General features: G+C 39.2%; 26 protein-coding genes and 3 tRNA genes. 20 read left to right on the forward strand and 9 right to left on the reverse strand.

From position 1 onward, the window contains the following. Window positions 1-41 precede the first annotated feature (41 nt). From waaA to A8M50_RS08780, 6 genes are all read left to right on the forward strand, one after another. Window positions 42-1,325, forward strand: a complete 1,284-nt coding sequence (waaA, locus tag A8M50_RS08755; RefSeq protein WP_032826457.1) for a lipid IV(A) 3-deoxy-D-manno-octulosonic acid transferase — start codon at window positions 42-44, stop codon at window positions 1,323-1,325. Further along, entirely contained in the window at window positions 1,322-1,792 is a 471-nt protein-coding gene (coaD, locus tag A8M50_RS08760) for a pantetheine-phosphate adenylyltransferase (RefSeq protein WP_005644057.1), read from the forward strand. Before waaA ends, coaD begins: the two co-directional genes overlap by 4 nt. Further along, window positions 1,789-2,001, forward strand: a complete 213-nt coding sequence (locus A8M50_RS08765; protein WP_005644190.1) for a YceK/YidQ family lipoprotein — start codon at window positions 1,789-1,791, stop codon at window positions 1,999-2,001. The genes coaD and A8M50_RS08765 overlap by 4 nt, the downstream gene beginning before the upstream one ends. Before the next feature lie 5 nt (window positions 2,002-2,006). Continuing rightward, on the forward strand, window positions 2,007-4,022 hold the full coding sequence (gene rep, locus A8M50_RS08770; protein ID WP_005644181.1) for a DNA helicase Rep: 2,016 nt from the start codon (window positions 2,007-2,009) through the stop codon (window positions 4,020-4,022). A gap of 229 nt (window positions 4,023-4,251) precedes the next feature. Next, complete coding sequence (locus A8M50_RS08775) at window positions 4,252-5,532, forward strand: ATP-binding protein (protein ID WP_005644153.1); 1,281 nt, start codon at window positions 4,252-4,254, stop codon at window positions 5,530-5,532. Window positions 5,533-5,558: 26 nt separating this feature from the next. Then, a complete protein-coding gene (locus tag A8M50_RS08780) occupies window positions 5,559-7,361 on the forward strand; it encodes an ATP-dependent nuclease (protein WP_005644174.1) in 1,803 nt (600 codons plus the stop codon). A 142-nt stretch (window positions 7,362-7,503) separates the two neighbouring features. Here A8M50_RS08780 and A8M50_RS08785 read toward each other — a convergent pair whose 3' ends face one another. Beyond that, a complete protein-coding gene (locus A8M50_RS08785; RefSeq protein WP_005644161.1) occupies window positions 7,504-8,394 on the reverse strand; it encodes a LysR family transcriptional regulator in 891 nt (296 codons plus the stop codon). 178 nt (window positions 8,395-8,572) lie between these two features. Between A8M50_RS08785 and A8M50_RS08790 the strand changes: the two genes are divergently transcribed. Beyond that, a complete protein-coding gene (locus A8M50_RS08790; protein WP_005644151.1) occupies window positions 8,573-9,151 on the forward strand; it encodes an NAD(P)H-dependent oxidoreductase in 579 nt (192 codons plus the stop codon). Window positions 9,152-9,213: 62 nt separating this feature from the next. On the opposite strand, the gene rimO is transcribed toward A8M50_RS08790, so the two are convergent. Further along, window positions 9,214-10,551 carry a 30S ribosomal protein S12 methylthiotransferase RimO gene (gene rimO, locus A8M50_RS08795; RefSeq protein WP_005644097.1) on the reverse strand — a complete coding sequence of 446 codons (1,338 nt, stop codon included), beginning with the start codon at window positions 10,549-10,551 and terminating at the stop codon, window positions 9,214-9,216. A gap of 151 nt (window positions 10,552-10,702) precedes the next feature. On the opposite strand from rimO, the gene A8M50_RS08800 reads away from it, so the two are divergent. From A8M50_RS08800 to A8M50_RS08830, 7 genes are all read left to right on the forward strand, one after another. Further along, on the forward strand, window positions 10,703-11,419 hold the full coding sequence (locus A8M50_RS08800) for an MgtC/SapB family protein (RefSeq protein WP_005644126.1): 717 nt from the start codon (window positions 10,703-10,705) through the stop codon (window positions 11,417-11,419). A gap of 165 nt (window positions 11,420-11,584) precedes the next feature. Next, window positions 11,585-12,700, forward strand: a complete 1,116-nt coding sequence (gene asd, locus A8M50_RS08805; protein WP_005644082.1) for an aspartate-semialdehyde dehydrogenase — start codon at window positions 11,585-11,587, stop codon at window positions 12,698-12,700. A gap of 78 nt (window positions 12,701-12,778) precedes the next feature. Next, a complete protein-coding gene (locus A8M50_RS08810) occupies window positions 12,779-13,717 on the forward strand; it encodes an alpha/beta fold hydrolase (protein WP_005644111.1) in 939 nt (312 codons plus the stop codon). Between the two features lie 116 nt (window positions 13,718-13,833). Continuing rightward, a tRNA-Ser gene (locus A8M50_RS08815) sits at window positions 13,834-13,928 on the forward strand. A gap of 20 nt (window positions 13,929-13,948) precedes the next feature. Next, window positions 13,949-14,025, forward strand: a tRNA-Arg gene (locus A8M50_RS08820). Window positions 14,026-14,081: 56 nt separating this feature from the next. Next, window positions 14,082-14,158: transfer RNA gene (locus A8M50_RS08825), tRNA-Arg, on the forward strand. Between the two features lie 97 nt (window positions 14,159-14,255). After that, entirely contained in the window at window positions 14,256-14,567 is a 312-nt protein-coding gene (locus tag A8M50_RS08830) for a DUF5389 family protein (RefSeq protein WP_005644091.1), read from the forward strand. A 40-nt stretch (window positions 14,568-14,607) separates the two neighbouring features. On the opposite strand, the gene glmU is transcribed toward A8M50_RS08830, so the two are convergent. From glmU to hflD, 5 genes are all read right to left on the reverse strand, one after another. Further along, window positions 14,608-15,978 (reverse strand): bifunctional UDP-N-acetylglucosamine diphosphorylase/glucosamine-1-phosphate N-acetyltransferase GlmU, encoded by a 1,371-nt coding sequence (gene glmU / locus A8M50_RS08835; protein WP_005644122.1) that lies wholly within the window; start codon window positions 15,976-15,978, stop codon window positions 14,608-14,610. A gap of 155 nt (window positions 15,979-16,133) precedes the next feature. Beyond that, complete coding sequence (gene rplL / locus A8M50_RS08840) at window positions 16,134-16,505, reverse strand: 50S ribosomal protein L7/L12 (protein WP_005644059.1); 372 nt, start codon at window positions 16,503-16,505, stop codon at window positions 16,134-16,136. Between the two features lie 54 nt (window positions 16,506-16,559). Continuing rightward, complete coding sequence (gene rplJ, locus A8M50_RS08845) at window positions 16,560-17,051, reverse strand: 50S ribosomal protein L10 (RefSeq protein WP_005626605.1); 492 nt, start codon at window positions 17,049-17,051, stop codon at window positions 16,560-16,562. A 271-nt stretch (window positions 17,052-17,322) separates the two neighbouring features. After that, entirely contained in the window at window positions 17,323-18,693 is a 1,371-nt protein-coding gene (purB, locus tag A8M50_RS08850; protein ID WP_005644061.1) for an adenylosuccinate lyase, read from the reverse strand. A gap of 22 nt (window positions 18,694-18,715) precedes the next feature. Beyond that, a complete protein-coding gene (gene hflD, locus A8M50_RS08855; RefSeq protein WP_005644047.1) occupies window positions 18,716-19,333 on the reverse strand; it encodes a high frequency lysogenization protein HflD in 618 nt (205 codons plus the stop codon). A gap of 128 nt (window positions 19,334-19,461) precedes the next feature. Between hflD and trpS the strand changes: the two genes are divergently transcribed. Both trpS and A8M50_RS08865 read left to right on the forward strand, forming a co-directional pair. Beyond that, a complete protein-coding gene (gene trpS / locus A8M50_RS08860) occupies window positions 19,462-20,466 on the forward strand; it encodes a tryptophan--tRNA ligase (protein ID WP_005636075.1) in 1,005 nt (334 codons plus the stop codon). Window positions 20,467-20,488: 22 nt separating this feature from the next. Then, complete coding sequence (locus A8M50_RS08865; RefSeq protein ID WP_005644223.1) at window positions 20,489-20,779, forward strand: YfcZ/YiiS family protein; 291 nt, start codon at window positions 20,489-20,491, stop codon at window positions 20,777-20,779. A 48-nt stretch (window positions 20,780-20,827) separates the two neighbouring features. On the opposite strand, the gene dusA is transcribed toward A8M50_RS08865, so the two are convergent. Both dusA and A8M50_RS08875 read right to left on the reverse strand, forming a co-directional pair. Continuing rightward, window positions 20,828-21,817: a tRNA dihydrouridine(20/20a) synthase DusA gene (dusA, locus tag A8M50_RS08870; RefSeq protein ID WP_005644196.1), complete on the reverse strand. Its 990-nt coding sequence runs from the start codon at window positions 21,815-21,817 to the stop codon at window positions 20,828-20,830. A gap of 2 nt (window positions 21,818-21,819) precedes the next feature. Continuing rightward, window positions 21,820-23,205: a chloride channel protein gene (locus A8M50_RS08875; protein ID WP_162270455.1), complete on the reverse strand. Its 1,386-nt coding sequence runs from the start codon at window positions 23,203-23,205 to the stop codon at window positions 21,820-21,822. 268 nt (window positions 23,206-23,473) lie between these two features. On the opposite strand from A8M50_RS08875, the gene rpsL reads away from it, so the two are divergent. The 4 genes from rpsL to A8M50_RS08895 all read left to right on the forward strand — a co-directional run. Then, the gene (gene rpsL / locus A8M50_RS08880) at window positions 23,474-23,848 is read left to right on the forward strand and encodes a 30S ribosomal protein S12 (RefSeq protein WP_005543325.1); all 375 of its coding nucleotides are present in this window, start codon (window positions 23,474-23,476) and stop codon (window positions 23,846-23,848) included. 157 nt (window positions 23,849-24,005) lie between these two features. Then, window positions 24,006-24,476, forward strand: coding sequence for a 30S ribosomal protein S7 (gene rpsG / locus A8M50_RS08885; RefSeq protein WP_005626581.1), 471 nt, complete (start codon window positions 24,006-24,008; stop codon window positions 24,474-24,476). A gap of 83 nt (window positions 24,477-24,559) precedes the next feature. Further along, window positions 24,560-26,662, forward strand: a complete 2,103-nt coding sequence (fusA, locus tag A8M50_RS08890; RefSeq protein WP_005644156.1) for an elongation factor G — start codon at window positions 24,560-24,562, stop codon at window positions 26,660-26,662. 65 nt (window positions 26,663-26,727) lie between these two features. Beyond that, a partial coding sequence (locus tag A8M50_RS08895) for a GTP-binding protein (protein WP_075564395.1) occupies window positions 26,728-26,843 on the forward strand: 116 nt, incomplete at its 3' end.

Genomic DNA, 26,843 nt, shown 5'->3' on the forward strand with positions numbered 1-26,843 from the left:
ATACTAGCCGAAATTTTTTCAAGTATAACCGAATTTCATTTATGTGGCGTTTTTTTTATACGAGCTTGATGTATCTGATTCAACCGTTGGTGCTACTCTTTATGTGGCTACGCGGATTTAAGGCACCGAATTACCGAAAAAGGCTTGGTGAGCGTTATGGTTTTTATGCTTCACTGACACCGCCTAAAACTGGTGGTATTGTTATTCATGCGGCATCAGTGGGCGAGGTTATTGCAGCTACGCCACTCGTGCAGAAACTCAAACAAAATTACCCGCACTTACCTATTACTTTCACTACGGTTACCCCTACGGGGTCTGATCGTGTCAAAGCGGCTTTTGGCGATAGCGTTTTCCATTGTTATTTGCCTTACGATATACCTTACGCCATTAATCGTTTTATCGACTTTGTTCAGCCAAAACTTTGTATTGTGATTGAAACAGAACTTTGGCCAAATTTAATCCAACAATTTTCTCGCCGTGGCATCCCTTTTGTGGTGGCAAATGCACGCTTATCTGCCCGTTCAGCGCGCCGTTATGGCAAAATTAAACCGCGTTTGCAAAATATGTTTTCACAAATTGATTTAATTGCACCTCAAGACAAAATTAGTAGCAATCGTTATTTGGATTTAGGTTATCGCAAAGATAAATTGAAGGTGACGGGCAATATTAAATATGATCTTGCCATCACGGATGAGTTACGCGAAAAGATTGATGCTTTACGAGCACTTTGGGTAAAAAATCGTCCTATTTGGATTGCTGCGAGTACCCATGAAGGCGAAGAGCAAATTATCTTACAAGCACATCGCCAATTATTGGAAAAGTACCCAAATTTATTGTTATTGCTCGTTCCACGCCATCCAGAGCGTTTTAATATGGTGGCTGATTTACTTAAAAAGGAAAAATTTCAATTTATTCGTCGTTCCACAAATGAAGTACCAAATGAAAATACCCAAGTGATTTTGGGAGACAGTATGGGCGAACTGATGTTGATGTATGGCGTTTCCGATATTGCTTTTGTGGGTGGAAGCCTTGTGAAACACGGGGGGCATAATCCTTTAGAACCTCTTGCGTTTAAAATGCCAGTGATTACCGGCAAGCATACTTTTAATTTCCCTGAGATATTTAGAATGTTGGTGGAAGTGCAAGGTGTGTTGGAAGTTAATTCAACCGCAGATGCCTTGGAACGCGCGGTAGAAGCCTTATTAAATTCAAAAGAGGCGAGCGAACGTTTAGGCAATGCTGGCTATGAAGTACTGATGGAAAACCGAGGGGCATTACAGCGTTTGTTAGATTTATTAAAACCTTATTTGGAGCGCAATGTATGACGAGCGTGATTTATCCCGGTACTTTTGATCCGATTACGAACGGTCATTTAGACATTATTGAAAGAAGTGCGGTAATTTTTCCTCGTGTTTTAGTGGCGGTGGCGAATAGCCCAAGCAAGAAACCGCTATTTTCGTTGGATGAACGAGTAGAACTTGTGCGTCAATCTGTTGCACATTTATCCAATGTGGAGGTTTTTGGCTTCTCTGATTTGTTGGCCAATGTGATTAAGCAGCACAATATTTCCGCTATTATTCGCGGCGTACGCACGACAACAGATTTTGAATATGAACTTCAATTAGCTGCCCTTAATCGTTTACTCACAAAAGGCGTAGATAGTTTGTTTTTCCCACCCGCAGAAAAATGGGCGTTTGTTTCTTCCACCATTGTGCGTGAAATTTATTTGCATGGCGGTGATGTCGCTGAGCTAGTTCCTGTGCCAGTGTTGAATGCGTTAAAAGCACGATGATAAAAACCTTTATTTTTTTGACCGCACTTATCGCTTTATCTGGTTGTGGTTCCGTGGTCAAACTTATCGATCCAACAGAAAAATATACCGCCTATGCAGGGGCTGCTTATGATCTTGAAATGGCCCAACAATGGGGATTGCCAATCTTAGATTTGCCTCTCTCATTTTTATTAGACACCGTATTACTGCCCTATGCGTGGGCCCAATAATTCTTATGAAACTCAATCCTCAACAACAACAAGCCGTTGAATATGTGACAGGCCCTTGCCTTGTACTTGCTGGTGCTGGCTCAGGCAAAACTCGCGTAATCATTAATAAAATTGCCCATTTAATTGGAAAGTGCGGTTATTCTCCGAAACAAATTGCCGCAGTGACTTTTACTAACAAAGCCGCACGCGAGATGAAAGAGCGTGTGGCACATTCCATTGGCAAAGCACAATCTAAAGGCTTGCTTGTATCTACTTTTCATACGCTCGGTTTTGACATTATTAAGCGTGAATATAAAGCGTTGGGTTTTAAATCAAATATGACCTTGTTTGATGAACATGATCAATTTGCGTTGTTAAAAGAGCTAACCGCTGATATGTTAAAAGAAGATAAGGATTTATTGCGTGAGTTAATTTCAGTGATTTCTAACTGGAAGAACGATTTGATTTCACCAAAACAGGCATTTGCATTGGCGCATGATGCTAAATATCAAACTTTCGCAAAATGTTATGAGCGTTACGCCACACAAATTCGAGCCTACAATGCCCTTGATTTTGATGATTTAATTATGTTGCCGACATTGTTGTTCAAGCAAAATGAAGAAGTGCGGTCAAAATGGCAGGCAAAAATTTGTTATTTGTTGGTGGATGAATATCAAGACACCAACACCAGTCAATATGAACTGATTAAACTTTTAGTGGGTGATCGTGCTTGTTTCACTGTGGTGGGCGATGATGACCAGTCTATTTATTCATGGCGTGGCGCACGACCAGAAAATATGGTGCGTTTACGCGATGATTTCCCTCGTTTGAACGTGATTAAACTAGAGCAAAATTACCGTTCAACCCAGCGGATTTTGCATTGCGCCAATATTTTGATTGATAACAATGAGCACGTGTTTGATAAGAAACTCTTTTCAACCATTGGTGAAGGGGAGAAATTGCTTGTTATCGAAGCAAAAAATGAAGAACACGAAGCCGAGCGGATTGTCGCCGAGCTAATCGCCCATCGTTTTAGCCGGAAAACCAAATATAAAGATTATGCGATTTTGTATCGAGGTAATCATCAATCCCGATTACTCGAGAAAGTACTGATGCAAAACCGTATTCCTTACAAAATTTCGGGCGGTACTTCTTTTTTCTCCCGAGCAGAAATCAAAGATATGATGGCGTATTTGCGCTTGGTGGTGAATCAAGATGATGACGCAGCATTTCTGCGTATTGTAAATACACCGAAGCGTGAAATTGGCACCTCAACCTTACAAAAACTTGGAGAGTTGGCTCAAGAAAAACACATCAGTTTGTTTAATGCTATTTTTGAGTTTGAACTTATTCAACGCATCACGCCCAAAGCCTATGATTCATTGCAAAAATTTGGCCGTTGGATTGTAGAACTTAATGATGAAATTCAACGTTCTGAACCAGAACGAGCGGTACGTTCAATGTTATCCGCGATTCATTATGAAGAATATTTGTACGAATACGCGACAAGCCCTAAAGCGGCAGAAATGCAAAGTAAGAATGTCGCCACGCTATTTGATTGGGTTGCGGATATGTTAAAAGGAGATGAAACCAATGAACCGATGAACCTTAATCAAGTGGTAACCCGCCTGACATTACGGGATATGTTAGAGCGAGGCGAAGACGATGACGAGAGCGATCAAGTTCAACTGATGACATTACACGCATCTAAAGGATTGGAATTTCCTTATGTTTATTTGATTGGTATGGAAGAGGGCATTTTGCCCCACCAAACAAGTATTGATGAAGATAACGTGGAAGAAGAGCGTCGCTTGGCTTATGTGGGTATCACAAGAGCGCAAAAAGAACTTACTTTTTCCTTATGCCGTGAGCGCCGTCAATATGGTGAATTAGTTCGTCCTGAACCGAGCCGATTTTTAGCTGAATTACCCAATGACGATGTGTTATGGGAACGTGATAAACCAAAACTCACCACCGAGCAAAAACAAGAAAAAACACAAAACCAACTTGATAGATTGAGGGCGATTTTGAAAGGAGGCTAGAAAATCTGGCTTTGAATTACAAAATAAGAAATAAAAAAGTGCGGTTAGATTTTCAGGTGTTTTGCCAATTGACAGCACTTTAGAACATAAAAGACCGTCTGAAAAACATATTTAGTTTTAAAAAGTGTATTAATTCACCATTTTTCATTCAAAAAAATGTTAATTCGTTCCTGTCTATTGTTAGAAAAAATGTATAATTACTCTACATCCCTTGTTTTAGAGAAACATTATGCAGCGTAAAATCATACAATCATTAGAAAATTGGAAACACAAAACAAACCGCAAACCGTTGATTATTCAAGGAGCAAGACAGGTAGGAAAAACCTGGGTGATGAAACACTTTGGCGATCAATCCTTTGAAAAAGTGGCGTATATCAACTTTGATAATAACCCTCGGATGAAAACGCTATTTTCTGGCGACTATGATATTGATCGCTTGATACTTGGTTTGAAAATTGAAAGCGGTGTCGATATTCAAGTAGAAAACACCTTGATTATTTTTGATGAAGTACAAGAAGTCCCGCAAGCATTATCTTCACTCAAATATTTTTACGAAAATGCACCTCAATTTTATATCGTCGCAGCAGGCTCATTGCTTGGGGTATCGCTACATCATCAAGTCTCTTTTCCTGTCGGCAAAGTGGACTTTCTACCACTTTATCCTATGGATTTTCATGAATTTTTAACCGCACTTGGCAAACAAGATTTGGTGAAATTGCTTGAGCTGAAAGACTGGTCGCTAATTTCAGCCATGAAAACCACCTATATTGATTTACTCCGCCTATATTATTTTGTCGGTGGCATGCCTGAAGCGGTAAAAGTATTTATCGAAACACAAAATGTTGATGAAGTGCGTCAAATACAGCGTAATTTATTGATGGCGTATGAACAGGATTTTTCCAAACATATTCACGATGGTCAAACTGTGCAAAAAGTGCGGTCAATTTGGGCTTCCATTCCTGAGCAACTTGCCAAAGAAAATAAAAAATTTATCTATGCTCAGCTACAAAAAGGGGCGAGAAGCAAAGACTACGAAATTGCATTGCAATGGCTAAAAGACAGCGGCTTAGTGCATAGCGTGCCTCGTGTGAAGAAACCATATTTGCCACTTTCCGCTTATCAAGGTAATACCTTTAAATTGTATGGCTTAGATGTGGGATTGCTTGCTGCACAAAGCAATTTGGATGCCTGCATACTTCTAGAAGGTAGTCGTATTTTTACCGAATTTAAAGGCGCTTTAACCGAACAATATGTCTTGCAACAATTGATTACCACTCAAGAAAATCCCATTTTTTATTGGGCAACTGAAAAAGGCACGGCAGAGGTCGATTTTGTTCTGCAACGTAAGCAAGCAGTGATTCCAATTGAAGTCAAAGCAGAAGAAAATTTAAAAGCAAAAAGTTTGAAAGTGTATGTAGAACAATTTCAGCCGGAGCAAGCAATTCGCTTTACAATGGCGGATTATCGGGAACAGGATTGGCTGGTGAATGTGCCGTTGTATGCTTTTTAATATGTTAATTAATAAGGAACTAAATTATGGAATTTCCATTATCTATTACTGCTAATATCAATAGCCATGAAGGTAATTTCTCTAGAGAAATTGAATTAAGATCACCATTAACATTTATTGTTGGTCCGAATGGTTCGGGAAAAACTCATTTATTAAAAGGGTTAAAAGAAAGTTTTAATATTCCCGCGGATAAAAAAGTTCGTTTTATTTCTGCTGGACGGTTAGCCCCATTAGAACAATATCGTTCAAAAATAAACCGATATTATTATGATATTGATGATGCTAAATTTGGTGATAAATCTGAAGCTAATGAGCGACATGAAATAGAATCAATTTCTGGAGATCTCTATACTCTCTATAAACGCCCTGACATACTTATTAAAGTTCAAGAGAGATTACGAAAATTATTCAAAAGAGATATTAAGATAGAATGGGATTCTGGTTATCTAAAAGTCTTCTTTTCAAGGGGAGGAGATAGTAATACTTATTACTCATCTGCTCGTGAAGCATCCGGTTTATTACATCTTGTTGGAATTTTATCTGCACTATATGATGATGAAGTTGGGGTTTTACTTATTGATGAGCCTGAAGTTTCATTACACCCACAATTACAAGCATTTCTACTTAAAGAAATTACACGTGTTGCAGGAATTCCTGGTGAAGATGGCTATAAAAAAATAATTGTGATGGCAACACACTCAACGGAGATGATCAAGATTTCTAAAACAGATGATTTGTTATCTTTCATTTTTTGTAATGATTCAAAAGAAAAACCTATTCAGATTCCTAAAGATGCAGGAGAGTTACAAAATAAACAAGTAAAAGGTCTTGTTGCTCGATTGGGGCAAGAACACAAATTAGCCTTATTTTCTAGAACACCACTTTTAGTTGAGGGCCCATCTGACGTTATTATCTGCAATACACTTTCAGATAAATTATATTTAAATCTTGAAGCAGCAGGTTCACAGATATTGCCGATTAATGGAAAAGAAGCTATGCCTGAAACAGTTAAATTATTTAGACTAATGGGTAAAACGCCAACTGTTTTAGTTGATTCAGATGCTTTTGCAGATAGTTTGGATCTAGTTCGTGCTTATTTTCATGATGATCAAATGCGGAAAGATGCGGATGGATTGTCTAGTGAAATAGGCCATTCAGGTATTTTAGATTTTGCAAAGAATATTTATGACGACTTCTGTTCTTTAGTCCAAAATAACTGGGATAGTATTGCTGATATTGCTCAGAACTATTTATATTGTACGTCATCAGAAAATGAATTATTGAATAAAAAACGTTTAGCCTTATGTATTGTATTAAATGAACAAAATTTAAATGATGATTGGAATAATCTAAAAAGTAGACTCTCTTCATTATTTGATATTCTTGAAAAGACAGGGTTATTTATTTTAAGAAAAGGAGCTATTGAATCCTATTATGATGATAATGTAATTGAAGATAAAGTTAATGCTTCTGTTGTTGAAAGTGAAAAAATTTTATCTTTATCAGAAGATAATCTTGAAAGCAGATACCAAGACATTATAAAGTGCTTGAAATATGCTTCAAATAGTGAATCCATTGATGAATCAAGAGCGATTCGAGATGAATTTTTATCCTTTATTTCTCCAATTCATGCCCATTATGCTGAAGGGGCAGAAAATTTGAATTCATTAGGTAGACAATCATCAATATTTCATCATCGAATTGATGAGGGAGGGAAACTAGAAGTATCTATAACTAGCAAGGTATTAGATGTAACAGGATTTCCTATTATCTTGAATAAAGATGATGATGTACGAAGAATTATTAATCAGAAATTAGGAATTGAATAAGTTGAATGGGCTTAAACACTAATATTTTCTTTAATAGGTAGTTTAGACGGGTTAAGACTTCAAGCGGTCAAATTTTTAAGATGATTTGAAAAAACACCTAAGAAACTGCCCCACTTTGTTATGAAAAAGGCCGTCTGAAATCTCAGACGGCTTTTACTTTTAACGCATCCACAATCAGCTTAAACACATTGGAATGCCCGCGGCGGCTGGGGTAATAGAGGTAAAGCGGTTCGTAAGTCATAGCATACTCAGGCAACAGCTCGACTAGGTGCCCCGAATTGAGTGCATCCGCTACGCTCATATGTGCTATCCACGCAATGCCAAGGCCGTCTGAAACAGCTTGCAGGCGCAGATGATTGTTGATGGAAAACTGCGATTTGGGCGTGAACGTAATCAGCTCTTTTTTGTATTTGAATTCCCACTGCATCTCCGAGCCGTGTTCGGCGGAGAGCTTCGCGCCGATAAGACGGTGCTGCTGCAAATCATCAATATTTCTCGGCGATCCATGTTGCGCCAAATAATCGGGCGAGGCAACCAATACCATTTTGAGCGGCGCAGAAATTGGCACCGCAATCATCTCTTTCGCTATCTTGTTACCTAACCGAACGCCCATATCAAACCCTTCTTTCACAATATCTGCCCAACGATCGTCCACCACGATTTCCAAGCGGATTTTCGGGTATTGGTTCAAAATCGGCTTTAATTTTGGATACAACACGGCTTCCGCTGCCATCGCCGAGGCGTTGATGCGAATCAATCCCGATGGCGTATTCAAAAAATCATTTAATGCATCGACTTCTTGGTTTATGGCTTGATAAAGTGGGAAAAGTTGGCCGAAAAGCTGCTTCCCGGCTTCGGTCAGCGACACATTGTGTGTAGTGCGGTTGAACAGACGCAAATTTAGCCGCGTTTCTAAATTTTTCATGCTATGGCTCAACGCCGAAGAAGAAATCCCCAAAAGTTGCCCCGCTTTCACAAAACTCTGCGTTTGCGCCAACGTCAAAAAATAATTCAGTTCGTTAAAGTTCTGCATTTTCTCTTTAAACTCTCTTTTATTAGTGAATTTAATTCATTACATAATAAAGCTAAACCATATTTATCTCAATAAAAACAAATCATAAAATGACTGCACTTTCATGAGAGTAAACAGAAGACAATATCCGTAAACATCACATCCTTTTTTTATAAATTATTTATTCTAGGAGTTAAAAATGAACATTTTATTATTAAACGGTGGTAAAGATTTCGGCCATTCGCATGGTGAGTTAAACCACACGCTTCACAAAAAAGCAAAAGAAGTTTTGACCGAACTTGGACACAATGTAAAAGAAACTGTGATTGATGCTGGCTATGATGTTGAGGCAGAAATCGAAAAATTCTTGTGGATGGATGCTGTGATTTGGCAAATGCCCAGTTGGTGGATGCATGAACCTTGGACAGTGAAAAAATACATAGATGAAGTATTTATCGCCGGACATGGCAAGCTTTACCACAGTGATGGCCGCCATCGTGTCAGCCCGACCGAAGGATTTGGCACAGGTGGTTTGCTGCATGGCAAAAAACACATGCTTTCGGTTACTTGGAATGCGCCGATTGAAGCATTCACCCGTGAAGGCGACTTCTTCGAAGGCAAAGGCGTGGATGCGTTGTATATGCACTTCCACAAACTCAACGAGTTCATCGGCTTGACCCGTCTGCCGACATTCTTATGTAACGATGTGATTAAAAATCCACAAGTAGAACAATACTTAGCATACTACCAAGCACACTTGGAAAAAGTGTTTGGTTAATAAAAAATCCATCTTCAATACGAAGATGGATTTTTTGTTTATTTCGTTGAGGTTATTGTTATTTAACAACTTCCCCACAAATCATATTCGTCAGAATTTGTGATGGTTACTTTAATCACGTCGCCGACTTTGACATTGATTCCGCTTAAGTTATCTGCATAAACTAACCCGTCAACTTCAGGGGCATCAGCTTTTGAGCGGCCAATAATGCCTTCTTCGTCAATTTCATCCACTAATACATCAAGAATTTTGCCGATTTTTTGTTTTAAACGATTTGCAGAAATTTCCTGTTGTAATTGCATGAAACGATGGAAACGTTCTTCTTTCACATCTTCTGGTACTTGGTCGGCCATCTCTGTTGCAGGTGCGCCTTCAACAGGGCTGAATTTGAAACAGCCTACGCGATCAAGTTGGGCTTCTTTTAAGAAATCGAGCAATAATTGGAAATCTTCTTCTGTTTCACCTGGGAAACCTACAATAAAGGTGGAGCGTAATGTTAAATCTGGGCAAATTTCACGCCATTGTTTAATGCGTTCTAAAGTGCGGTCAATACTGCCCGGTCTTTTCATTGCTTTTAAGATTTTCGGGCTGGCGTGTTGTAATGGAATGTCTAAATACGGCAAGAGCGTGCCGTCAGCCATTAATGGAATTAAATCATCCACATGCGGATAGGGATACACATAATGTAAGCGAACCCAAATGCCAAGTTTGCCAAGCTGTTTACAAAGCGTCATTAAATCATTTTTAATTGGCATGCCATTCCAGAACGCCGTTTTTACACCGCCCTCTTGGCGTTTTAAATCCATGGAATAAGCGGAAGTGTCTTGCGATACCACAAGTAATTCTTTTACGCCTGCTTCGGCTAAACGTTTTGCTTCGTCCAAGACTTGCGTAATAGAACGGCTTTCTAAATCACCACGCATAGATGGAATAATACAGAACGTACAACGGTGATCACAGCCTTCAGAGATTTTCAAATAGGCATAATGTTTTGGTGTGAGTTTCACGCCTTGTTTTGGTACCAAACTCGTGTAAGGGTTATGTGTCGGTTTTGGCACGTATTTGTGAACTTGCGCCATCACTGTTTCATAACTATGTGGGCCGCTGACTTCCAAAACTTTAGGATGCACTTCACGAATTTGGTCTTCTTTTGCCCCCAAACAGCCAGTTACAATGACGCGTCCATTTTCTTCTAATGCTTCACCGATCGCTTCCAGTGATTCCTGCACGGCACTATCAATAAAGCCACAAGTGTTCACAATCACTAAATCGACATTTTCATAGCTTGGCACAATGTTGTAACCATCGGTGCGTAGTTCCGTTAAGATTCGTTCAGAATCTACTAAGTTTTTTGGGCAACCAAGGCTTACAAAGCCAATGCTTGGGGTTGAATTTTGCATAAAATAACCGTTCTTTCGCTCTATAAAATTTCAAACGCAAGATTTTACTCAATTTTCGTAAGAAAGGCGATAAATTAAAGGCTTGGAAAGGTAAAGATTTTAAGCTAAGTGATGTAGAATAGATGATTATGTCGGACTCATTTTTATCATTATGGAAAATTCATCTTTACTTTTAACCGTACTTTTCGATCCTTATCATTTGATTATTTTTAGCAAAATGCTATTGGCGATGGTACTTGGTAGTGTTATTGGCTTAGAGCGTGAGCTTAAGCGCAAACCTGTGGGCGTGAAAACTTGCGCCATTATTGCCGTCACCACTTGTGTGCTAACGATTGTTTCGATTCAAGCCGCAGAGCATTATGCGCAAGTTTCAGAAAATATTCGTACGGATCCCATGCGTCTTGCGGCTCAAGTGATTAGTGGCATCGGTTTTTTAGGTGCAGGTGTGATTTTGCATAAGAAAAATGATGCGATTTCAGGTTTAACCACTGCGGCGATTATTTGGGCTTCTGCGGGGATCGGTATTGCTGCTGGGGCTGGTTTCGTATTCGATGCGGTCATCGCCACTGTGATGATTTTGGTGTCTATTCGATTAAGTCCGTTGGTACAACGTTGGGTACATCGTAAATCACAACGTCGTCGCACAAAATTCAATATTCTTGTCAATGGTGCAGAAAGCATTGGAAAAGTCACTCAATTGTTAGTAAACAATCAGTATCGTATTGAACATATACAGGTGAAAGATCAAAGTAGTGGTGAAGTGCGGTTACAAATTCGCTGTTTTTCCATTGATTCCACAATGTTGAAAGATGCGTATGCATTGTTGAAAGCGGAAGAAGGCGTGATAAGTGTTGAAGTGGATAACTAGAAAAAGAGCGGTCAAGTTAAATTTTCTTTTAAATTGACCGCTCTTTTTTATTTCTTATTTAATTTCTTTTGCAAAATGTAAATTTCCATGAAAAATACTTGATTTTGCTAACGCTATCTTGTAATTAATAATTCTATTCAAACACAACAAGCTAAGGAAACAACAATGAAAAATGTAGGCTTTATCGGCTGGCGCGGAATGGTAGGTTCCGTATTAATGGATCGTATGTCGCAGGAAAATGATTTTGCGAATCTTAATCCCGTATTTTTTACAACTTCACAAGCGGGTCAAAAAGCTCCTGTATTTGGTGGCAAGGATGCAGGCGAACTTAAAAATGCATTCGATATTGAAGAACTCAAAAAATTAGACATTATCGTGACTTGCCAAGGTGGCGATTACACCAATGAAGTTTATCCAAAATTAAAAGCAACAGGCTGGGATGGTTATTGGGTTGATGCCGCATCTGCATTACGTATGAAAGATGATGCAATTATTGTGCTTGATCCAGTAAACCAACACGTGATTTCTGAAGGTTTGAAAAAAGGCATTAAAACCTTCGTGGGCGGTAACTGTACGGTAAGCTTAATGTTAATGGCTATCGGTGGTTTATTTGAAAAAGATTTAGTGGAATGGGTATCTGTCGCAACTTATCAAGCTGCTTCAGGTGCAGGCGCAAAAAATATGCGTGAATTGCTTTCACAAATGGGCTTATTAGAACAAGCGGTTTCAAGTGAATTAAAAGACCCTGCTTCATCTATTTTAGATATTGAACGTAAAGTGACTGCAGAAATGCGTTCTGATAGTTACCCAACCGATAACTTCGGCGCAGCATTAGGTGGTAGCTTAATCCCTTGGATTGACAAACTTCTTCCTGAAACCGGACAAACTAAAGAAGAATGGAAAGGTTATGCAGAAACCAACAAAATCTTAGGTTTAAGCGACAATCCAATTCCTGTTGATGGTTTATGCGTACGTATCGGTGCATTACGTTGCCATAGCCAAGCATTTACCATCAAACTGAAAAAAGACTTACCGTTAGAAGAAATTGAACAAATTTTAGCGTCTCACAACGAATGGGTGAAAGTGATTCCAAATGACAAAGAAACCACATTACGTGAATTAACCCCTGCTAAAGTAACAGGTACATTAAGCGTACCGGTTGGTCGTTTACGTAAATTGGCAATGGGGCCTGAATATTTGGCAGCCTTTACTGTGGGTGACCAATTATTATGGGGCGCGGCAGAGCCAGTTCGCCGTATCTTAAAACAATTGGTAGCATAATTGGCAGAGTGCGTGAGGTAAAATCTCACGCACTTTTTCTTTCTTTTGTATGTGTTGATGTATCCCATCTAAAAACTTATGAATCGAGAATCCAACTTTACTCAATTTGTCTTTACCGAACTGTTACCTTTTTTCAATCAATTTCCAACGCAATATTTCACTGGTAAAAATGACGTTCAAATCGCTTATCGTCATTTAATCCACTCAAAAAGTGCGGATAGAAAATTGATGATTTTAGTGAATGGTCGTGCTGAAAATATGTTGAAATGGACTGAGTTGGCTTACGATTTTTACCAACAAGGTTATGATGTATTACTTTTCGATCACCGAGGGCAAGGCTATTCACAGCGTATTATTCCTCAAAAAGGGCATTTAGATGAGTTTCGTTTTTATACCGATGATATGGCAAAAATCATCGAAAAAGTGACAGAACTTTTTAACTATTCGACGCAGCATTTGCTTGCTCATTCAATGGGCGCATTGATTGCAACCTATTATTTGGCAAATTGTGATCATGGTATTAATAAAGCAGTGCTTTCTTCACCTTTTTACGGTATTCCTTTAAAGCATCCTATTAGAGATGAACTGATTATTGCCCTGATGAATATGTTAGGGCAGGGCGAGCGTTATGTTTTTGGTAAAGGGCCTTATCAACAAGCCCATTTGGAATACAATGAACTAAGTTTCTGTAAAACCAGAATGAAATGGATGAATCGTGTCAATCGTAAAAATCCAGCAATTCATCTTGGCGGACCAACGTTCCGTTGGGTGCATTTGTGTTTGAATGCCATTAAACGTTTGCCGAAAGTTATTCCTAAGGTTGAAATTCCAATCTTAATTTTACAAGCTGAAAAAGAAAAAATCGTAGATAACAAAAATCTTGAAAAATTAACCGCACTTTTTCCGAATGCTCAATGTAAAGTTGTATTGAACGCTAAACATGAGGTGTTATTTGAGCAAGATGAATTAAGACGGGAAACAATATCTAAGATTTTAGTATTTTTGAATGATGAGTAGATTTTTATTCAATAATATATTTATATGTGTAGATAAAATATTCAAACAGGTATGTTTTTCAAAAAATGGTTTGACATATTTTCTAAAAAACGTATTATACCGATCACACCGATTGTGGTGAGATGGCCGAGCAGGCTGAAGGCGCTCCCCTGCTAAGGGAGTATGGGGTTAAAAAGCTCCATCGAGGGTTCGAATCCCTCTCTCACCGCCATTGTTTGTTTTATTTATTCTGCACCCGTAGCTCAGCTGGATAGAGTACTCGGCTACGAACCGAGCGGTCAGAGGTTCGAATCCTCTCGGGTGCGCCATTTTAAAACGGCTCTATCTTCTAAAAATGGTCATGAATAATTAAAGCATCATCTACGCACCCGTAGCTCAGCTGGATAGAGTACTCGGCTACGAACCGAGCGGTCAAAGGTTCGAATCCTTTCGGGTGCGCCATTTTATTTTATTCAAGTCTATTGATTTCCACTTACTTTCTAATAATCACACTATTTGCTATATTGTAATTATCTTTTATTTGTAAAATTTTTAAATTATGACAAGACAATCTTTGCCTCGTGGTTTTAGTTTATTTTCTTGGGGATTAGCTATTTTTTGTGCTCCTGTATTGTTATGTCCGATGGCTCTGTTGCTTTCCACTACATTTGAGAAAAATTCAAACTTAGAAACTTGGCAAGTTAATTTATTCTCAATATTTTTTTGGATTTATCCTATTATTCTTGCGGTGGTAGCTCGAATGTTATATCGCCTACATCAGAGAAAGCCAAAATTGGCTTTTAAATTATTGGTATTAAGTGCGGTCATTTTTTATGTAGTTTTGATGACGATTTGTAAAATCGGTTTATAAAAAAATCCTACGATAAAACGTAGGATTTTTTTATGCTATTTTATTTTTTCTTTGTTGGTCGTTGCCAATCTTGAATATGGCGTTGAGGAACTCGTGTAATCACTAATTCATTTTCGCCAACATCACGTGTAATTGTTGTTCCAGCACCAATAGTTGCGCCATTTGCGACTTTTACTGGCGCGACTAATTGTGTATCAGATCCCACAAACACATCATCACCGATGATCGTTTTAAATTTATTTGCGCCATCGTAGTTACAGGTGATGACACCCGCACCAATATTACAATTTGAGCCGATTTCTGAATCGCCAACATAGGTTAGATGATTTACTTTAGAACCTTTACCAACGGTGGATTTTTTAATTTCTACAAAGTTACCGACATGCGTTTCAGCTGCAAGTTCTGCACCTGGGCGTAAACGAGAAAATGGACCAATTGTGGCTTTTTCTCCCACTACAGCATCCTCTAGCACTGAATAGGGTTTTATTTCTACATCATTGCCAATAACAACATTTTTCAATACGCAACCTGCGCCAATTTTTACGCGATCGCCGAGTTTAACACTACCTTCGATAATAACATTAACGTCGATTTCCACATCTTTTCCATGCTCTAATGTTCCACGCAGGTCAAAACGAGCGGGATCGTAGATCATCACGCCTTCAAGTAATAATTTGGAGGCTTGTTTATTTTGGAAATAACGTTCAAGTGCGGCTAATTGTAAGCGATTATTTGCACCTTCAACTTCCATGACATCTGTTGCTTGTACCGCAACAACTTGGCAATTATCTTGGTTCGCGAGAGCAATAAGATCCGTTAAGTAATATTCGCCTTGAGCATTATTATTGCCTACACGAGCTAGCCATTTTTTGAAACTTGCACCATCAGATACCATAACGCCAGTATTTACTTCTTTAATATTTAGTTGATCTGCATTTGCATCTTTTTGTTCTACAATTGCCACAATATTTCCATTTTCACGGATAATTCGTCCATAGCCTGTTGGGTTATCTAAATTTACGGTAAGCAATGCAATGCCATTTTCTGGTTTCGCTTCAATTAATTTTTCTAATGTTTCTTTAGTTATTAATGGTGCATCGCCGTAAAGTACAACAATATTTTCGTTATCCTTAAAGAACGGAGCTGCTTGTTGAACTGCATGTGCTGTGCCAAGTTGTTCTTTTTGTAATACCCAATTTACTTGTTCATTTGCAAGATGGGAACGCATTAAGTCCCCACCGTGACCATAGATTAAATGAATATTTTCTGCGCCTAATTGATGAGCAGTATCAATTACATGTTTTACCATTGGTTTACCAGCTATTGTATGTAGAACTTTAGGTAAATCCGAATACATACGCGTTCCTTTTCCAGCTGCTAAAATTACCGCACTTAATGCTTTTGTAGTCATAGATTTTCTCTTTATTTATCAATAATAGGAGACATTTTATCGTAGAAAGGAGAAGATGATAAGTTTTTAAATTAAGGAAGTTATGGCTTTTTAGATAGGAAAAAACCGATGGTTTCCCATCGGTTTTCTGAATTTTAAAGTGGTTAAAATAGAAATTATTTAACTTCTACTTGTGCACCAGCTTCTTCTAATTCTTTCTTAAGTGCTTCAGCTTCTTCTTTAGAAACACCTTCTTTTAATGCTGCTGGAGCAGATTCAACTAAATCTTTAGCTTCTTTTAAGCCTAAACCAGTTGCACCACGTACTGCTTTGATTACTGCTACTTTGTTAGCACCAGCTGCTGCAAGAATTACGTCGAATTCAGTTTTTTCTTCTGCTGCCGCTGCGCCGCCTGCTGTTGGAGCTGCTGCTACTGCTGCCGCTGCTGAAACACCGAATTTTTCTTCCATCGCTGCGATTAATTCAACGATTTCAGTTACAGTTTTTGAAGCAATCGCTTCAATGATTTGTTCGTTAGTTAATGACATAACAATCAATTCCTAAAATAAATAAAGTTAGATGAAGTAAGAAACGCTTAATGATTAAGCTGCTTCTTGTAATTTGTCGCGTAATGCCGCGAAGGTGCGAGCAAGTTTGCCTGCTGCAGCTTCTTTCATTGTGCCCATTAAACGTGCAATCGCTTCTTCGTAAGTTGGTAATGTTGCCAAGAATTCAACATCTTGGATTTTACCTTCAAAGGCTGCACCTTTAATTTCAAACTTATCGTTTGCTTTAGCAAACTCTTTGAACAAACGAGCAGCTGCGCCCGGGTGTTCGTTAGAGAACGCGATAAGTGTTGGACCTACAAACGTATCTTTTAAGCATTCGTAATCTGTGCCTTCAACTGCGCGACGTAATAAAGTATTACGAACTACACGCATTGTAACGCCAGCCTCACGTGCTGATTTACGTAATTCAGTCATTTTCTCAACAGTTACACCGCGAGAATCCGCGATTACTGCTGAAAGTGCACCTTTGGCTGCTTCATTTACTTCAGCAACAATTGCTTGTTTGTCTTGAAGATTTAATGCCATTGGCTTTTAGCTCCTGAATACACTCCGATTACTCGGAATTAATTTACCTAATCCTAAGACTAGGATGACTTCGGCGCCCAGAAGCAAGAAAAATTCTTATTCTGTTCACCATCTACGTAGGATAATTAAGATTACTCCCCTACGGTCTTGGATGGGGCTTGAATAGGTCAAGCACCAACCAGAAATTTGTTAGATTGACTAACACAGGCGTAGGATTATAGAGAAAAGCTATGTTCTTGTAAAGAATATTGTTGGAAAAAGAGCCAAATTCCTATGATAGCTTCTCTACTAATTCCACTGCAGCTCCAATATAAGTAGCGGGTGTTAATTTTTGTAAACGTAATTTTTCTTCTTGTGGAATAGCCAACTTATCAATAAATTCACGCATAGCCTGTTCTGTCACTCGTTTACCTCGCGTTAATTCTTTTAATTTTTCGTAAGGTTTTTCTATTCCGTAGCGACGCATTACGGTTTGAATAGGTTCAGCCAAAACTTCCCAGTTTTGATTGAGTTCTTCTAATAAGTGCGGTTGATTTACTTCAAGTTTACTAATGCCTTTGCGCGTTGAAGCATAAGCGATCAAACAATAACCTAATCCTACGCCTAAATTACGTAATACGGTTGAATCCGTTAAGTCACGCTGCCAGCGAGAAATTGGTAACTTTTGACCTAAATGGGTCATCACTGCATTCGCTAAGCCTAGATTGCCCTCTGAGTTTTCAAAATCAATTGGATTGACTTTATGTGGCATGGTGGAAGAACCAATTTCGCCTGCAATAGTTCGTTGTTTAAAGTGATTTAATGCAATGTATCCCCATAAATCCCGATCAAAATCAATGATAATAGTATTAAAGCGTACTACAGCATCAAAAAATTCAGCGATGTAATCGTGCGGCTCAATTTGCGTGGTATAAGGATTCCATTGAATACCTAATGAAGTGACAAATTCCTCGCTGAATTTATGCCAATCAACATTAGGATATGCCGATAAATGCGCATTGTAGTTACCTACCGCGCCATTGATTTTACCTAAGATTTCCGCGTTCTGAAGTTGTTTAAATTGACGTTTTAGGCGGTAAACGACATTCGCCATTTCTTTGCCCACGGTGCTTGGTGAAGCTGGCTGGCCATGTGTGCGAGAAAGTAATGGAATCGTTTTATATTCTTCTGCAAGACGAGTAATTTCATCAATGAGTTTTTGCCATTCTGGTAAAATCACTTCGTCACGAGCAGTGCTTAACATTAATGCGTGAGAGAGGTTGTTAATATCTTCAGAGGTGCAAGCGAAGTGAATAAATTCGGAAACATTCATTAGTTCCACTTCATTTTGAATTTTCTCTTTCAGAAAATACTCAACGGCTTTCACATCGTGATTGGTTGTGCGTTCAATTTCTTTAATACGCGCAGCATCGGTCTCATTAAAATTAGCCACAATTCCATCCAAAAAAGTATTTGTTTGCGTAGAAAATGGCGGTACTTCGGTAATGTCTGCCGTTGAAGCTAATTTTTGTAACCAACGAACTTCCACAGCTACACGGAATTTCATTAACCCGAATTCGCTAAAAATAGCGCGTAATGGAGTTACTTTATCTTGATAACGACCATCAAGAGGGGAAAGTGCGGTCAGTGTAGAGAGTTGCATAAATGTTTGCTCCAGAATTGTATTAATAAATAGAAGAATAAATCTGTTTTGCGGTGGCAAGTAGTTTTCTGCGGAAAAATAAAATTTGCCATTTTGTTCCGCCCATTTGTTTCCACAGCACGGCAGAGCGAATGCCTGCAAGTAAAATTGCACGAATTTTATTTTGCACGAGTTCTTGTCGCAAATAATCAGGTGAGCCTAGTATGTGAATTTTTTTGCCCAATGGGCTAATAACGTCGCTGTAAATATTTGCCATAATAGATAGCATTGTTTCACTATCGCGAGCGTAATGAATTTCCTGTTCTTTTAGGCGAGAAATTCGATTGCCCAATGTTTGTTTGGCATCGGGATTTTTCGATAATTTTCCTTCTAATGCTAAAAGGCTTAGCCAATAGCGAGTTAAATTTTGATCGCCTTGTGCGTTGAGCTGATGAATTAAGGTTTCTAGACCTAATTTTAAATGACGAACTTCGCCACCAAAAACATCTTCGATTCGTTGTGGTTGGGTAATGAAAAGGCTATTAAGTGCGGTTAAAAATGTATCCGAATCTGCTCGACTTTCTGTTGCAAGTTGATGAACCAATTTTGCTGATTGGCACACTCCAGCTAGGGCAATAACAATATCGTGGTAGTTTTTCATTAGAAAATATTAGGAAAACGTTTTCGTTAAATATAGCATTTTTAACCTAGCTTTTGAACTCGAACATTAAAAAAGCCTAGAGTTTCTGGTATGATGTGCGAACAGTTTTAAGGTATTAAGGATTGATTATGGCAAAACCAATTGTTTTTAGTGGCGTGCAGCCTTCTGGTGAATTAACTATCGGAAATTATTTGGGCGCGTTGCGCAACTGGGTAAAAATGCAAGAAGATTATGAATGTATTTTCTGCGTAGTTGATTTACATGCGATCACTGTGCGTCAAGATCCTGTTGCCCTTCGCAAAGCAACGCTTGATGTGCTTGCACTTTATTTAGCGTGTGGAATTGATCCAAATAAAAGTACTATTTTTGTTCAATCTCATGTTCCAGAACACACGCAATTAAGCTGGGTGTTAAACTGCTACACCTATTTCGGTGAAATGAGCCGAATGACGCAATTCAAAGATAAATCAGCACGTTATGCAGAAAATATTAACGTAGGTTTGTTTGATTACCCTGTGTTAATGGCGGCGGATATTTTACTTTATCAAGCAAAAAGCGTGCCTGTTGGTGATGACCAAAAACAACACTTAGAAATTACGCGTGATATTGCAAACCGCTTTAATGCGCTTTATGGCAATATTTTCACCATTCCTGAAATTTTCATTGGAAAAGCAGGCGCGCGTATTATGTCATTGCAAGATCCTGAAAAGAAAATGTCAAAATCAGATGATAACCGCAACAATGTAGTGACACTTTTGGAAGATCCAAAATCTGTGGCGAAGAAAATTAAACGTGCCGTAACAGATTCAGATGAGCCACCTGTTGTTCGCTATGATGTGCAAAATAAAGCGGGGGTATCCAATCTTTTAGATATTCTTTCTGCGGTTACAGATAAGCCAATAGCTGATCTTGAAAAAGAATTTGAAGGTAAAATGTACGGACATTTAAAAACAGCAGTGGCGGATGAAGTATCAACTTTACTTGCTGGTTTACAAGAACGTTTCCATCAATATCGTAATGATGAAGCTTTATTAGATAATATCTTACGACAAGGTGCGGAAAAAGCTCGTGCAAAAGCGCAAGAAACCTTGGCTAAAGTGTATGAAGCAGTAGGTTTTGTTGCTGCAAAATAATCTGAATAAAAGGGATAATATTATGGCAATTCAAACTGAAAAACCGATTGAATGTGTGGGTTGTAACACATTTGATATGAAATCACTTTTCGATAATCGTGATTGTAGTCAGGTTATTGAATATGTTTATGACAGTGAGGAACAAGCGCAAGAAGCGCTCGCATTTTTTACCCAGAAAGCGCGTGATGTAGAAAGTGAACCTTGTGAAATTCAATCTGAAATTACAAAAGTGGATGGTGGCTATTTATTAAAGGCAGATTTCACTTTTTGTTGCCAAGCTGAATTGGTGATTTTTCAAATGCGTATTGCATAAGAAAAACAGCTGAAAAATAAGCCGCATTTTTGCGGCTTATTTTGTTTTTTAGGATTCGTTTTCTACAAAGCTTAGGGCGGTTTCAACCACTTCAATTCCCGCGCCTTGTTTAAATGCATTTTCGCTTAAATAGCGTCGCCATTGACGAGCACCTTTGCAATTTTGGAATGCGCCTAACATATGGCGGACGATATGATTAAGGTGTATGCCTTGGCTAAGTTGTTGTTCGATATAAGGAAGCATTGACTGTACCGCTTCATGAGCAGTAACAATTGCAGCGTTAGGAGCAAATAAGGCTTGGTCAATTTGCCCAAGTAAACTTGGATTTTGATAGGCCTCTCTCCCAACCATCACGCCGTCCACATATTGCAAATGTTGCTTTATTTCTTCAATGGTTTTAATCCCACCGTTAATTGCAATAGTTAGTTGTGGAAAATCACGTTTTAGTTGATATACCCGAGCATAATCTAATGGTGGAATTTCTCGATTTTCTTTGGGACTTAACCCTGAAAGCCAAGCTTTTCGTGCATGGATAATAAATTCTTGGCAACCTTTTCCTTGAACTTTTTCAATAAAATCACATAAAAATTCATAGCTGTCTAATTCATCAATACCAATACGTGTTTTCACAGTGACTGGAATTTTGACCGCACTTTGCATTTGTTCTACGCAGTCTGCCACCAAATCTGCTTTCGCCATTAAGCAAGCGCCAAACATTCCATTTTGTACGCGATCAGAAGGGCATCCTACATTGAGATTAATTTCGTGATAACCTCGTTCTTCAGCAAGTTTTGCACAATGTTTGAGTTGTTCAGGATCACTTCCTCCCAGCTGTAACGCAACGGGATTTTCTTGTAAATCAAAATCCAAGTGGTCATATTTTGCGTGGATAATCGCAGGTGCTGTGACCATTTCAGTGTAAAGTAACGCATGCTTTGAAAATTGGCGATGAAAATAACGACAATGGCGTGTTGTCCAATCTAACATTGGCGCAACAGAAAAACGGCCGCGGTAAAAGTGCGGTAGATTTTGAGGCATTTTTATTTCTCTTGTTCGGTTTTGCTGCGTAATTCTTCGGCTTGGCGAGCTTGCATTTGCTGGCGAAAACGGCCTGCAGCAAAGTGGTAAAATGGTTTTGGGCTAAATTGGCGCGAGATTATGGATGCAATAATGCTGGAAATCAAGAGCCAAATGAGAACGGGTTGTGCGCCAGTCATTTCCATCACAACAACGCTGGCAGTAACTGGCGATTGTGTGCCGCCAGCTAAAAATGCCGCCATGCATAAAATCACCAAAAAACGTTGATCGATCATACCGCCACTGAGATCCCAAAGCATTGCACCAATGCCTGCGCCTGTTGTTAGTGATGGTGTAAAGATACCACCGGCAATACCATTCCAATAAGTGGTCACCGTTGCTAAAAGTTTAAGGATGCCAATTTCAGGATCTATGGCTTGCCCTTCTAGAGCGTGCGCAACAACTTCATAGCCAGTACCATAAGTTTTCCCATGAGTGTAACTGCCAAGTGCGGCAAGCACTAAACCCAATGATAAAGCAATATAAATAGGATGTTGGCGAACCCAGCCACGCCATTTTTCAGGTGATAATCCTGCGAGACCTTTTGCTAATAATCGTCCGAATATGCCACCTAGAATGCCACAAACCACCCCACAAATTGCGAGCCAAAGATAGAGATAAGAAACAGATGTTGCCCCTTGATAACGTGGAAAATAAGGGCTGTTTCCTTGAATCGCGACAAGAATGAAACCTGCAGCTAATACGCCCATCAATACGCGTCGTTCCCAACGTAACATCACTCCACGCCCAAGTTCTTCAATCGCAAATATCACTCCAGCCAAAGGTGCATTAAAGGCTGCTGCAAGCCCACCTGCTGCACCTGTGGCAAGTAATTCATTGGTGCTTAATCCTCTAAACGCTAAATTATGTTTTCTACAATAATTTCCCCATGCAAGCATGACAGCTGCGCCAACTTGTACTGATGGACCTTCACGCCCAACCGATGCACCGATAAGCATAGCCAGAAAGGTAAGAGGAATTTTCCAAATAGTTTGGCTGAATTCAACTAATTTGGTTTTATAGCTACTATGAGGAAGATTAATTGATGCAATGACTTGCGGAATACCGCTTCCTCCTACATAGGGAGTATATTTTTTCGTAAACCAAGTTAGGCAAGCCATGCCTAGGGGTAACACAAACCAAACTGCAATAGGATATTGAGATGACCAGTGAGCGTTTAGTTCTAGACCAAGATCGGACAATTTAGCAAAGCCAAATGAAAAGACTGAGACAAATGTCGCCCCTATAATTAGGCAGATAAATTCTAAACTTTTGTGGGAAATTCTGTGTGTTTGGCGTAGCTTTTTATGGAAGAAATAGCGTAAGTGAAATTTGAGCGAGCGTAACATAATCATTGTAATTTAATACTAATTAAGTAGAAATTATAAAACTGTCATTTCGCTGGGGCAATTGGTTTGGCATTTTGAATAAAAAGTGCGGTGAATTTTGGAAGTGTTTTTTGTGCGTAACCAAAGATCCTTTCACGGATCTTTGGCGCTGTTTAATTATTGACAATAAACCTCAGAACGATTAAAATTCGCCGTCTATTTCTGTATGGAAGTAGATTTTTTGAACAACATTCTATTATTGAATAACATTTAAACTGGAGCTTTTTTAATGGCAACTATCAACCAGCTAGTACGCAAACCGCGTGTGAAAAAGGTTGTAAAAAGCAACGTTCCTGCATTAGAGGCTTGCCCGCAGAAACGTGGTGTATGTACTCGTGTATATACTACAACTCCTAAAAAACCAAACTCAGCGCTACGTAAAGTATGTCGTATCCGCTTAACTAACGGTTTTGAAGTAACTTCTTATATCGGTGGTGAAGGTCACAACCTTCAAGAGCACAGTGTTGTATTAATCCGTGGTGGTCGTGTTAAAGACTTACCAGGTGTGCGTTACCACACAGTACGCGGTGCATTAGACTGCGCAGGCGTTAAAGATCGTAAACAAGGTCGTTCTAAATACGGCGTTAAACGTCCTAAAGCTTAATGGTTCTCCGTTAAGTAAGGCCAAACGTCTAAATTAGCAAAACAATTTAAACCATAAACTCCAGTCAAAAAGCGCTTTGCGCTGCAAATTTTCTCAAAGAGAAATATTGCTGATGGGTTTTGGATATCCTGAAGATTAAAATACGGAGAAATTCGCAATGCCACGTCGTCGTAGTGTTGAAGCACGCAAGATTCTTCCAGATCCGAAGTTCGGTTCAGAATTACTTGCAAAATTTATTAATGTAATCATGGTAGACGGTAAAAAATCCGTTGCTGAATCAATCGTTTATGGTGCTTTAGAAACTTTAGCACAACGCACAGGTAAAGAGCCTTTAGAAGCGTTTGAAGTTGCACTTGAAAACGTACGTCCAACTGTTGAGGTTAAATCTCGTCGTGTTGGTGGTTCTACTTACCAAGTACCAGTTGAAGTGCGCCCTGTACGTCGTAACGCATTAGGTATGCGTTGGATCGTTGAAGCAGCACGTAAACGTGGTGATAAATCAATGGCTTTACGCCTTGCAAACGAATTATCTGATGCTTCAGATAATAAAGGTGCAGCAGTGAAAAAACGTGAAGACGTTCACCGCATGGCTGAAGCTAACAAAGCATTTGCTCACTACCGTTGGTAATAAGTTTTTGAATTTAAAGGGCTTCATCGTTGATGAAGCCTTACCCTTATATAAACTGATATTAAATAAACAAGGTTATAATAATGGCTCGTACAACCCCTATTGAAAGATATCGTAATATCGGTATCAGTGCGCATATTGATGCGGGTAAAACTACTACTACTGAGCGTATCTTATTCTATACTGGTGTTAGCCACAAAATCGGTGAAGTGCACGATGGTGCAGCAACGATGGACTGGATGGAACAAGAACAAGAGCGTGGTATCACCATTACCTCTGCGGCAACAACTGCATTCTGGTCTGGTATGTCACAACAATTCCCACAACATCGTATCAATGTTATTGATACTCCGGGACACGTGGACTTTACTGTTGAAGTAGAGCGTTCTATGCGTGTTCTTGATGGTGCGGTAATGGTTTACTGTGCGGTTGGTGGTGTTCAACCACAATCTGAAACTGTATGGCGTCAAGCTAATAAATATGAAGTTCCGCGTATTGCGTTCGTAAACAAAATGGACCGTACTGGTGCAAACTTCTTGCGCGTAGTTGAACAATTAAAAACTCGCTTAGGTGCTAATGCGGTTCCACTTCAACTTCCAGTTGGTGCAGAAGAAAACTTCACAGGTGTCGTTGACCTAATCAAAATGAAAGCGATTAACTGGAATGAAGCAGACCAAGGTATGACTTTCACTTATGAAGATGTGCCTGCAAATATGCAAGCGGACTGTGAAGAATGGCGTCAAAACCTTGTAGAAGCAGCAGCTGAAGCATCTGAGGAGTTAATGGAGAAATACTTAGGCGGTGAAGACTTAACTGAAGAAGAAATTAAGTCTGCATTACGTCAGCGTGTATTAGCAAGTGAAATTATCTTAGTAACCTGTGGTTCTGCGTTCAAAAACAAAGGTGTTCAAGCTATGCTAGATGCCGTTGTTGAATATTTACCAGCGCCAACAGATATTCCAGCTATTAAAGGTATCAATCCAGATGAAACTGAAGGCGAACGTCATGCAAGTGATGAAGAACCATTCTCTTCATTAGCATTCAAAATTGCAACTGACCCGTTCGTAGGTAACTTAACCTTCTTCCGTGTATATTCTGGTGTTATTAATTCTGGTGATACAGTATTAAACTCTGTACGTCAAAAACGTGAACGTTTTGGTCGTATCGTACAGATGCACGCTAACAAACGTGAAGAAATTAAAGAAGTTCGTGCAGGTGACATCGCAGCTGCTATCGGCTTAAAAGATGTAACTACTGGTGATACATTATGTGCAATTGAAGCACCAATCATCCTTGAGCGTATGGAATTCCCAGAGCCAGTAATCTCTGTTGCGGTAGAACCAAAAACTAAAGCTGACCAAGAAAAAATGGGTTTAGCATTAGGTCGTCTTGCTCAAGAAGACCCTTCATTCCGTGTACACACTGATGAAGAATCTGGCGAAACCATAATTTCTGGTATGGGTGAATTACACTTAGATATCATCGTTGACCGTATGAAACGTGAGTTTAAAGTGGAAGCTAATATTGGTAAACCACAAGTATCTTACCGTGAAACTATTCGCACTCGTGTTAACGATGTTGAAGGTAAACACGCAAAACAATCTGGTGGTCGCGGTCAATATGGTCACGTTGTTATCGACTTATATCCATTAGACCCAGAAGGTCCTGGTTATGAATTTGTAAACGAAATCAAAGGTGGTGTAATTCCTGGTGAATATATTCCAGCGGTTGATAAAGGTATTCAAGAACAACTTAAATCTGGTCCATTAGCGGGCTACCCTGTAGTTGATCTTGGTGTACGTTTACACTTCGGTTCATACCATGATGTGGACTCATCTGAGTTAGCGTTTAAACTTGCTGCATCTTTAGCATTTAAAGCAGCATTCGCAAAAGCAAACCCAGTATTACTTGAGCCAATTATGAAAGTTGAAGTTGAAACTCCACCTGAGTATGTTGGTGATGTAATCGGTGACTTAAGCCGTCGTCGTGCTATGGTTAACGGTCAAGAAGCGAACGAATTCGTTGTTAAAATCGATGCAGAAGTTCCACTTTCTGAGATGTTCGGTTATGCAACAGACTTACGTTCACAAACTCAAGGTCGTGCATCATACTCAATGGAACCGTTAAAATATGCTGAAGCGCCAACAAGTGTTGCTGCTGCAGTAATTGAAGCGCGTAAAAAATAATTTTTTGTAACAATCCGCTCTATAAGTCGAATGGCTTATAGAGCATTTTCTAGGAAACTAAACAAATGTCTAAAGAAAAATTTGAACGTACAAAACCGCACGTAAACGTGGGTACAATCGGCCACGTTGACCACGGTAAAACAACTTTAACAGCAGCAATTACAACCGTATTATCTAAACA

The organism is Haemophilus haemolyticus (genome assembly GCF_001679045.1).
GTDB lineage: Bacteria > Pseudomonadota > Gammaproteobacteria > Enterobacterales > Pasteurellaceae > Haemophilus > Haemophilus haemolyticus.

Excerpts from the sequence above, each read along its gene's own strand:
- A8M50_RS08785 (WP_005644161.1), bottom strand. The coding sequence starts at position 8,394 with ATGCAGAACTTTAACGAACTGAATTATTTTTTGACGTTGGCGCAAACG.
- rimO (WP_005644097.1), bottom strand. The coding sequence starts at position 10,551 with ATGCAAAATTCAACCCCAAGCATTGGCTTTGTAAGCCTTGGTTGCCCA.
- asd (WP_005644082.1), top strand. The coding sequence starts at position 11,585 with ATGAAAAATGTAGGCTTTATCGGCTGGCGCGGAATGGTAGGTTCCGTA.
- hflD (WP_005644047.1), bottom strand. The coding sequence starts at position 19,333 with ATGAAAAACTACCACGATATTGTTATTGCCCTAGCTGGAGTGTGCCAA.
- rep (WP_005644181.1), top strand. The coding sequence starts at position 2,007 with ATGAAACTCAATCCTCAACAACAACAAGCCGTTGAATATGTGACAGGC.
- rpsG (WP_005626581.1), top strand. The coding sequence starts at position 24,006 with ATGCCACGTCGTCGTAGTGTTGAAGCACGCAAGATTCTTCCAGATCCG.
- rplL (WP_005644059.1), bottom strand. The coding sequence starts at position 16,505 with ATGTCATTAACTAACGAACAAATCATTGAAGCGATTGCTTCAAAAACT.
- A8M50_RS08865 (WP_005644223.1), top strand. The coding sequence starts at position 20,489 with ATGGCAATTCAAACTGAAAAACCGATTGAATGTGTGGGTTGTAACACA.
- fusA (WP_005644156.1), top strand. The coding sequence starts at position 24,560 with ATGGCTCGTACAACCCCTATTGAAAGATATCGTAATATCGGTATCAGT.
- coaD (WP_005644057.1), top strand. The coding sequence starts at position 1,322 with ATGACGAGCGTGATTTATCCCGGTACTTTTGATCCGATTACGAACGGT.
- glmU (WP_005644122.1), bottom strand. The coding sequence starts at position 15,978 with ATGACTACAAAAGCATTAAGTGCGGTAATTTTAGCAGCTGGAAAAGGA.
- waaA (WP_032826457.1), top strand. The coding sequence starts at position 42 with ATGTGGCGTTTTTTTTATACGAGCTTGATGTATCTGATTCAACCGTTG.
- A8M50_RS08810 (WP_005644111.1), top strand. The coding sequence starts at position 12,779 with ATGAATCGAGAATCCAACTTTACTCAATTTGTCTTTACCGAACTGTTA.
- rplJ (WP_005626605.1), bottom strand. The coding sequence starts at position 17,051 with ATGGCATTAAATCTTCAAGACAAACAAGCAATTGTTGCTGAAGTAAAT.
- trpS (WP_005636075.1), top strand. The coding sequence starts at position 19,462 with ATGGCAAAACCAATTGTTTTTAGTGGCGTGCAGCCTTCTGGTGAATTA.
- A8M50_RS08765 (WP_005644190.1), top strand. The coding sequence starts at position 1,789 with ATGATAAAAACCTTTATTTTTTTGACCGCACTTATCGCTTTATCTGGT.
- dusA (WP_005644196.1), bottom strand. The coding sequence starts at position 21,817 with ATGCCTCAAAATCTACCGCACTTTTACCGCGGCCGTTTTTCTGTTGCG.
- purB (WP_005644061.1), bottom strand. The coding sequence starts at position 18,693 with ATGCAACTCTCTACACTGACCGCACTTTCCCCTCTTGATGGTCGTTAT.
- A8M50_RS08775 (WP_005644153.1), top strand. The coding sequence starts at position 4,252 with ATGCAGCGTAAAATCATACAATCATTAGAAAATTGGAAACACAAAACA.
- A8M50_RS08790 (WP_005644151.1), top strand. The coding sequence starts at position 8,573 with ATGAACATTTTATTATTAAACGGTGGTAAAGATTTCGGCCATTCGCAT.
- A8M50_RS08875 (WP_162270455.1), bottom strand. The coding sequence starts at position 23,205 with ATGTTACGCTCGCTCAAATTTCACTTACGCTATTTCTTCCATAAAAAG.
- A8M50_RS08830 (WP_005644091.1), top strand. The coding sequence starts at position 14,256 with ATGACAAGACAATCTTTGCCTCGTGGTTTTAGTTTATTTTCTTGGGGA.
- rpsL (WP_005543325.1), top strand. The coding sequence starts at position 23,474 with ATGGCAACTATCAACCAGCTAGTACGCAAACCGCGTGTGAAAAAGGTT.
- A8M50_RS08780 (WP_005644174.1), top strand. The coding sequence starts at position 5,559 with ATGGAATTTCCATTATCTATTACTGCTAATATCAATAGCCATGAAGGT.
- A8M50_RS08800 (WP_005644126.1), top strand. The coding sequence starts at position 10,703 with ATGGAAAATTCATCTTTACTTTTAACCGTACTTTTCGATCCTTATCAT.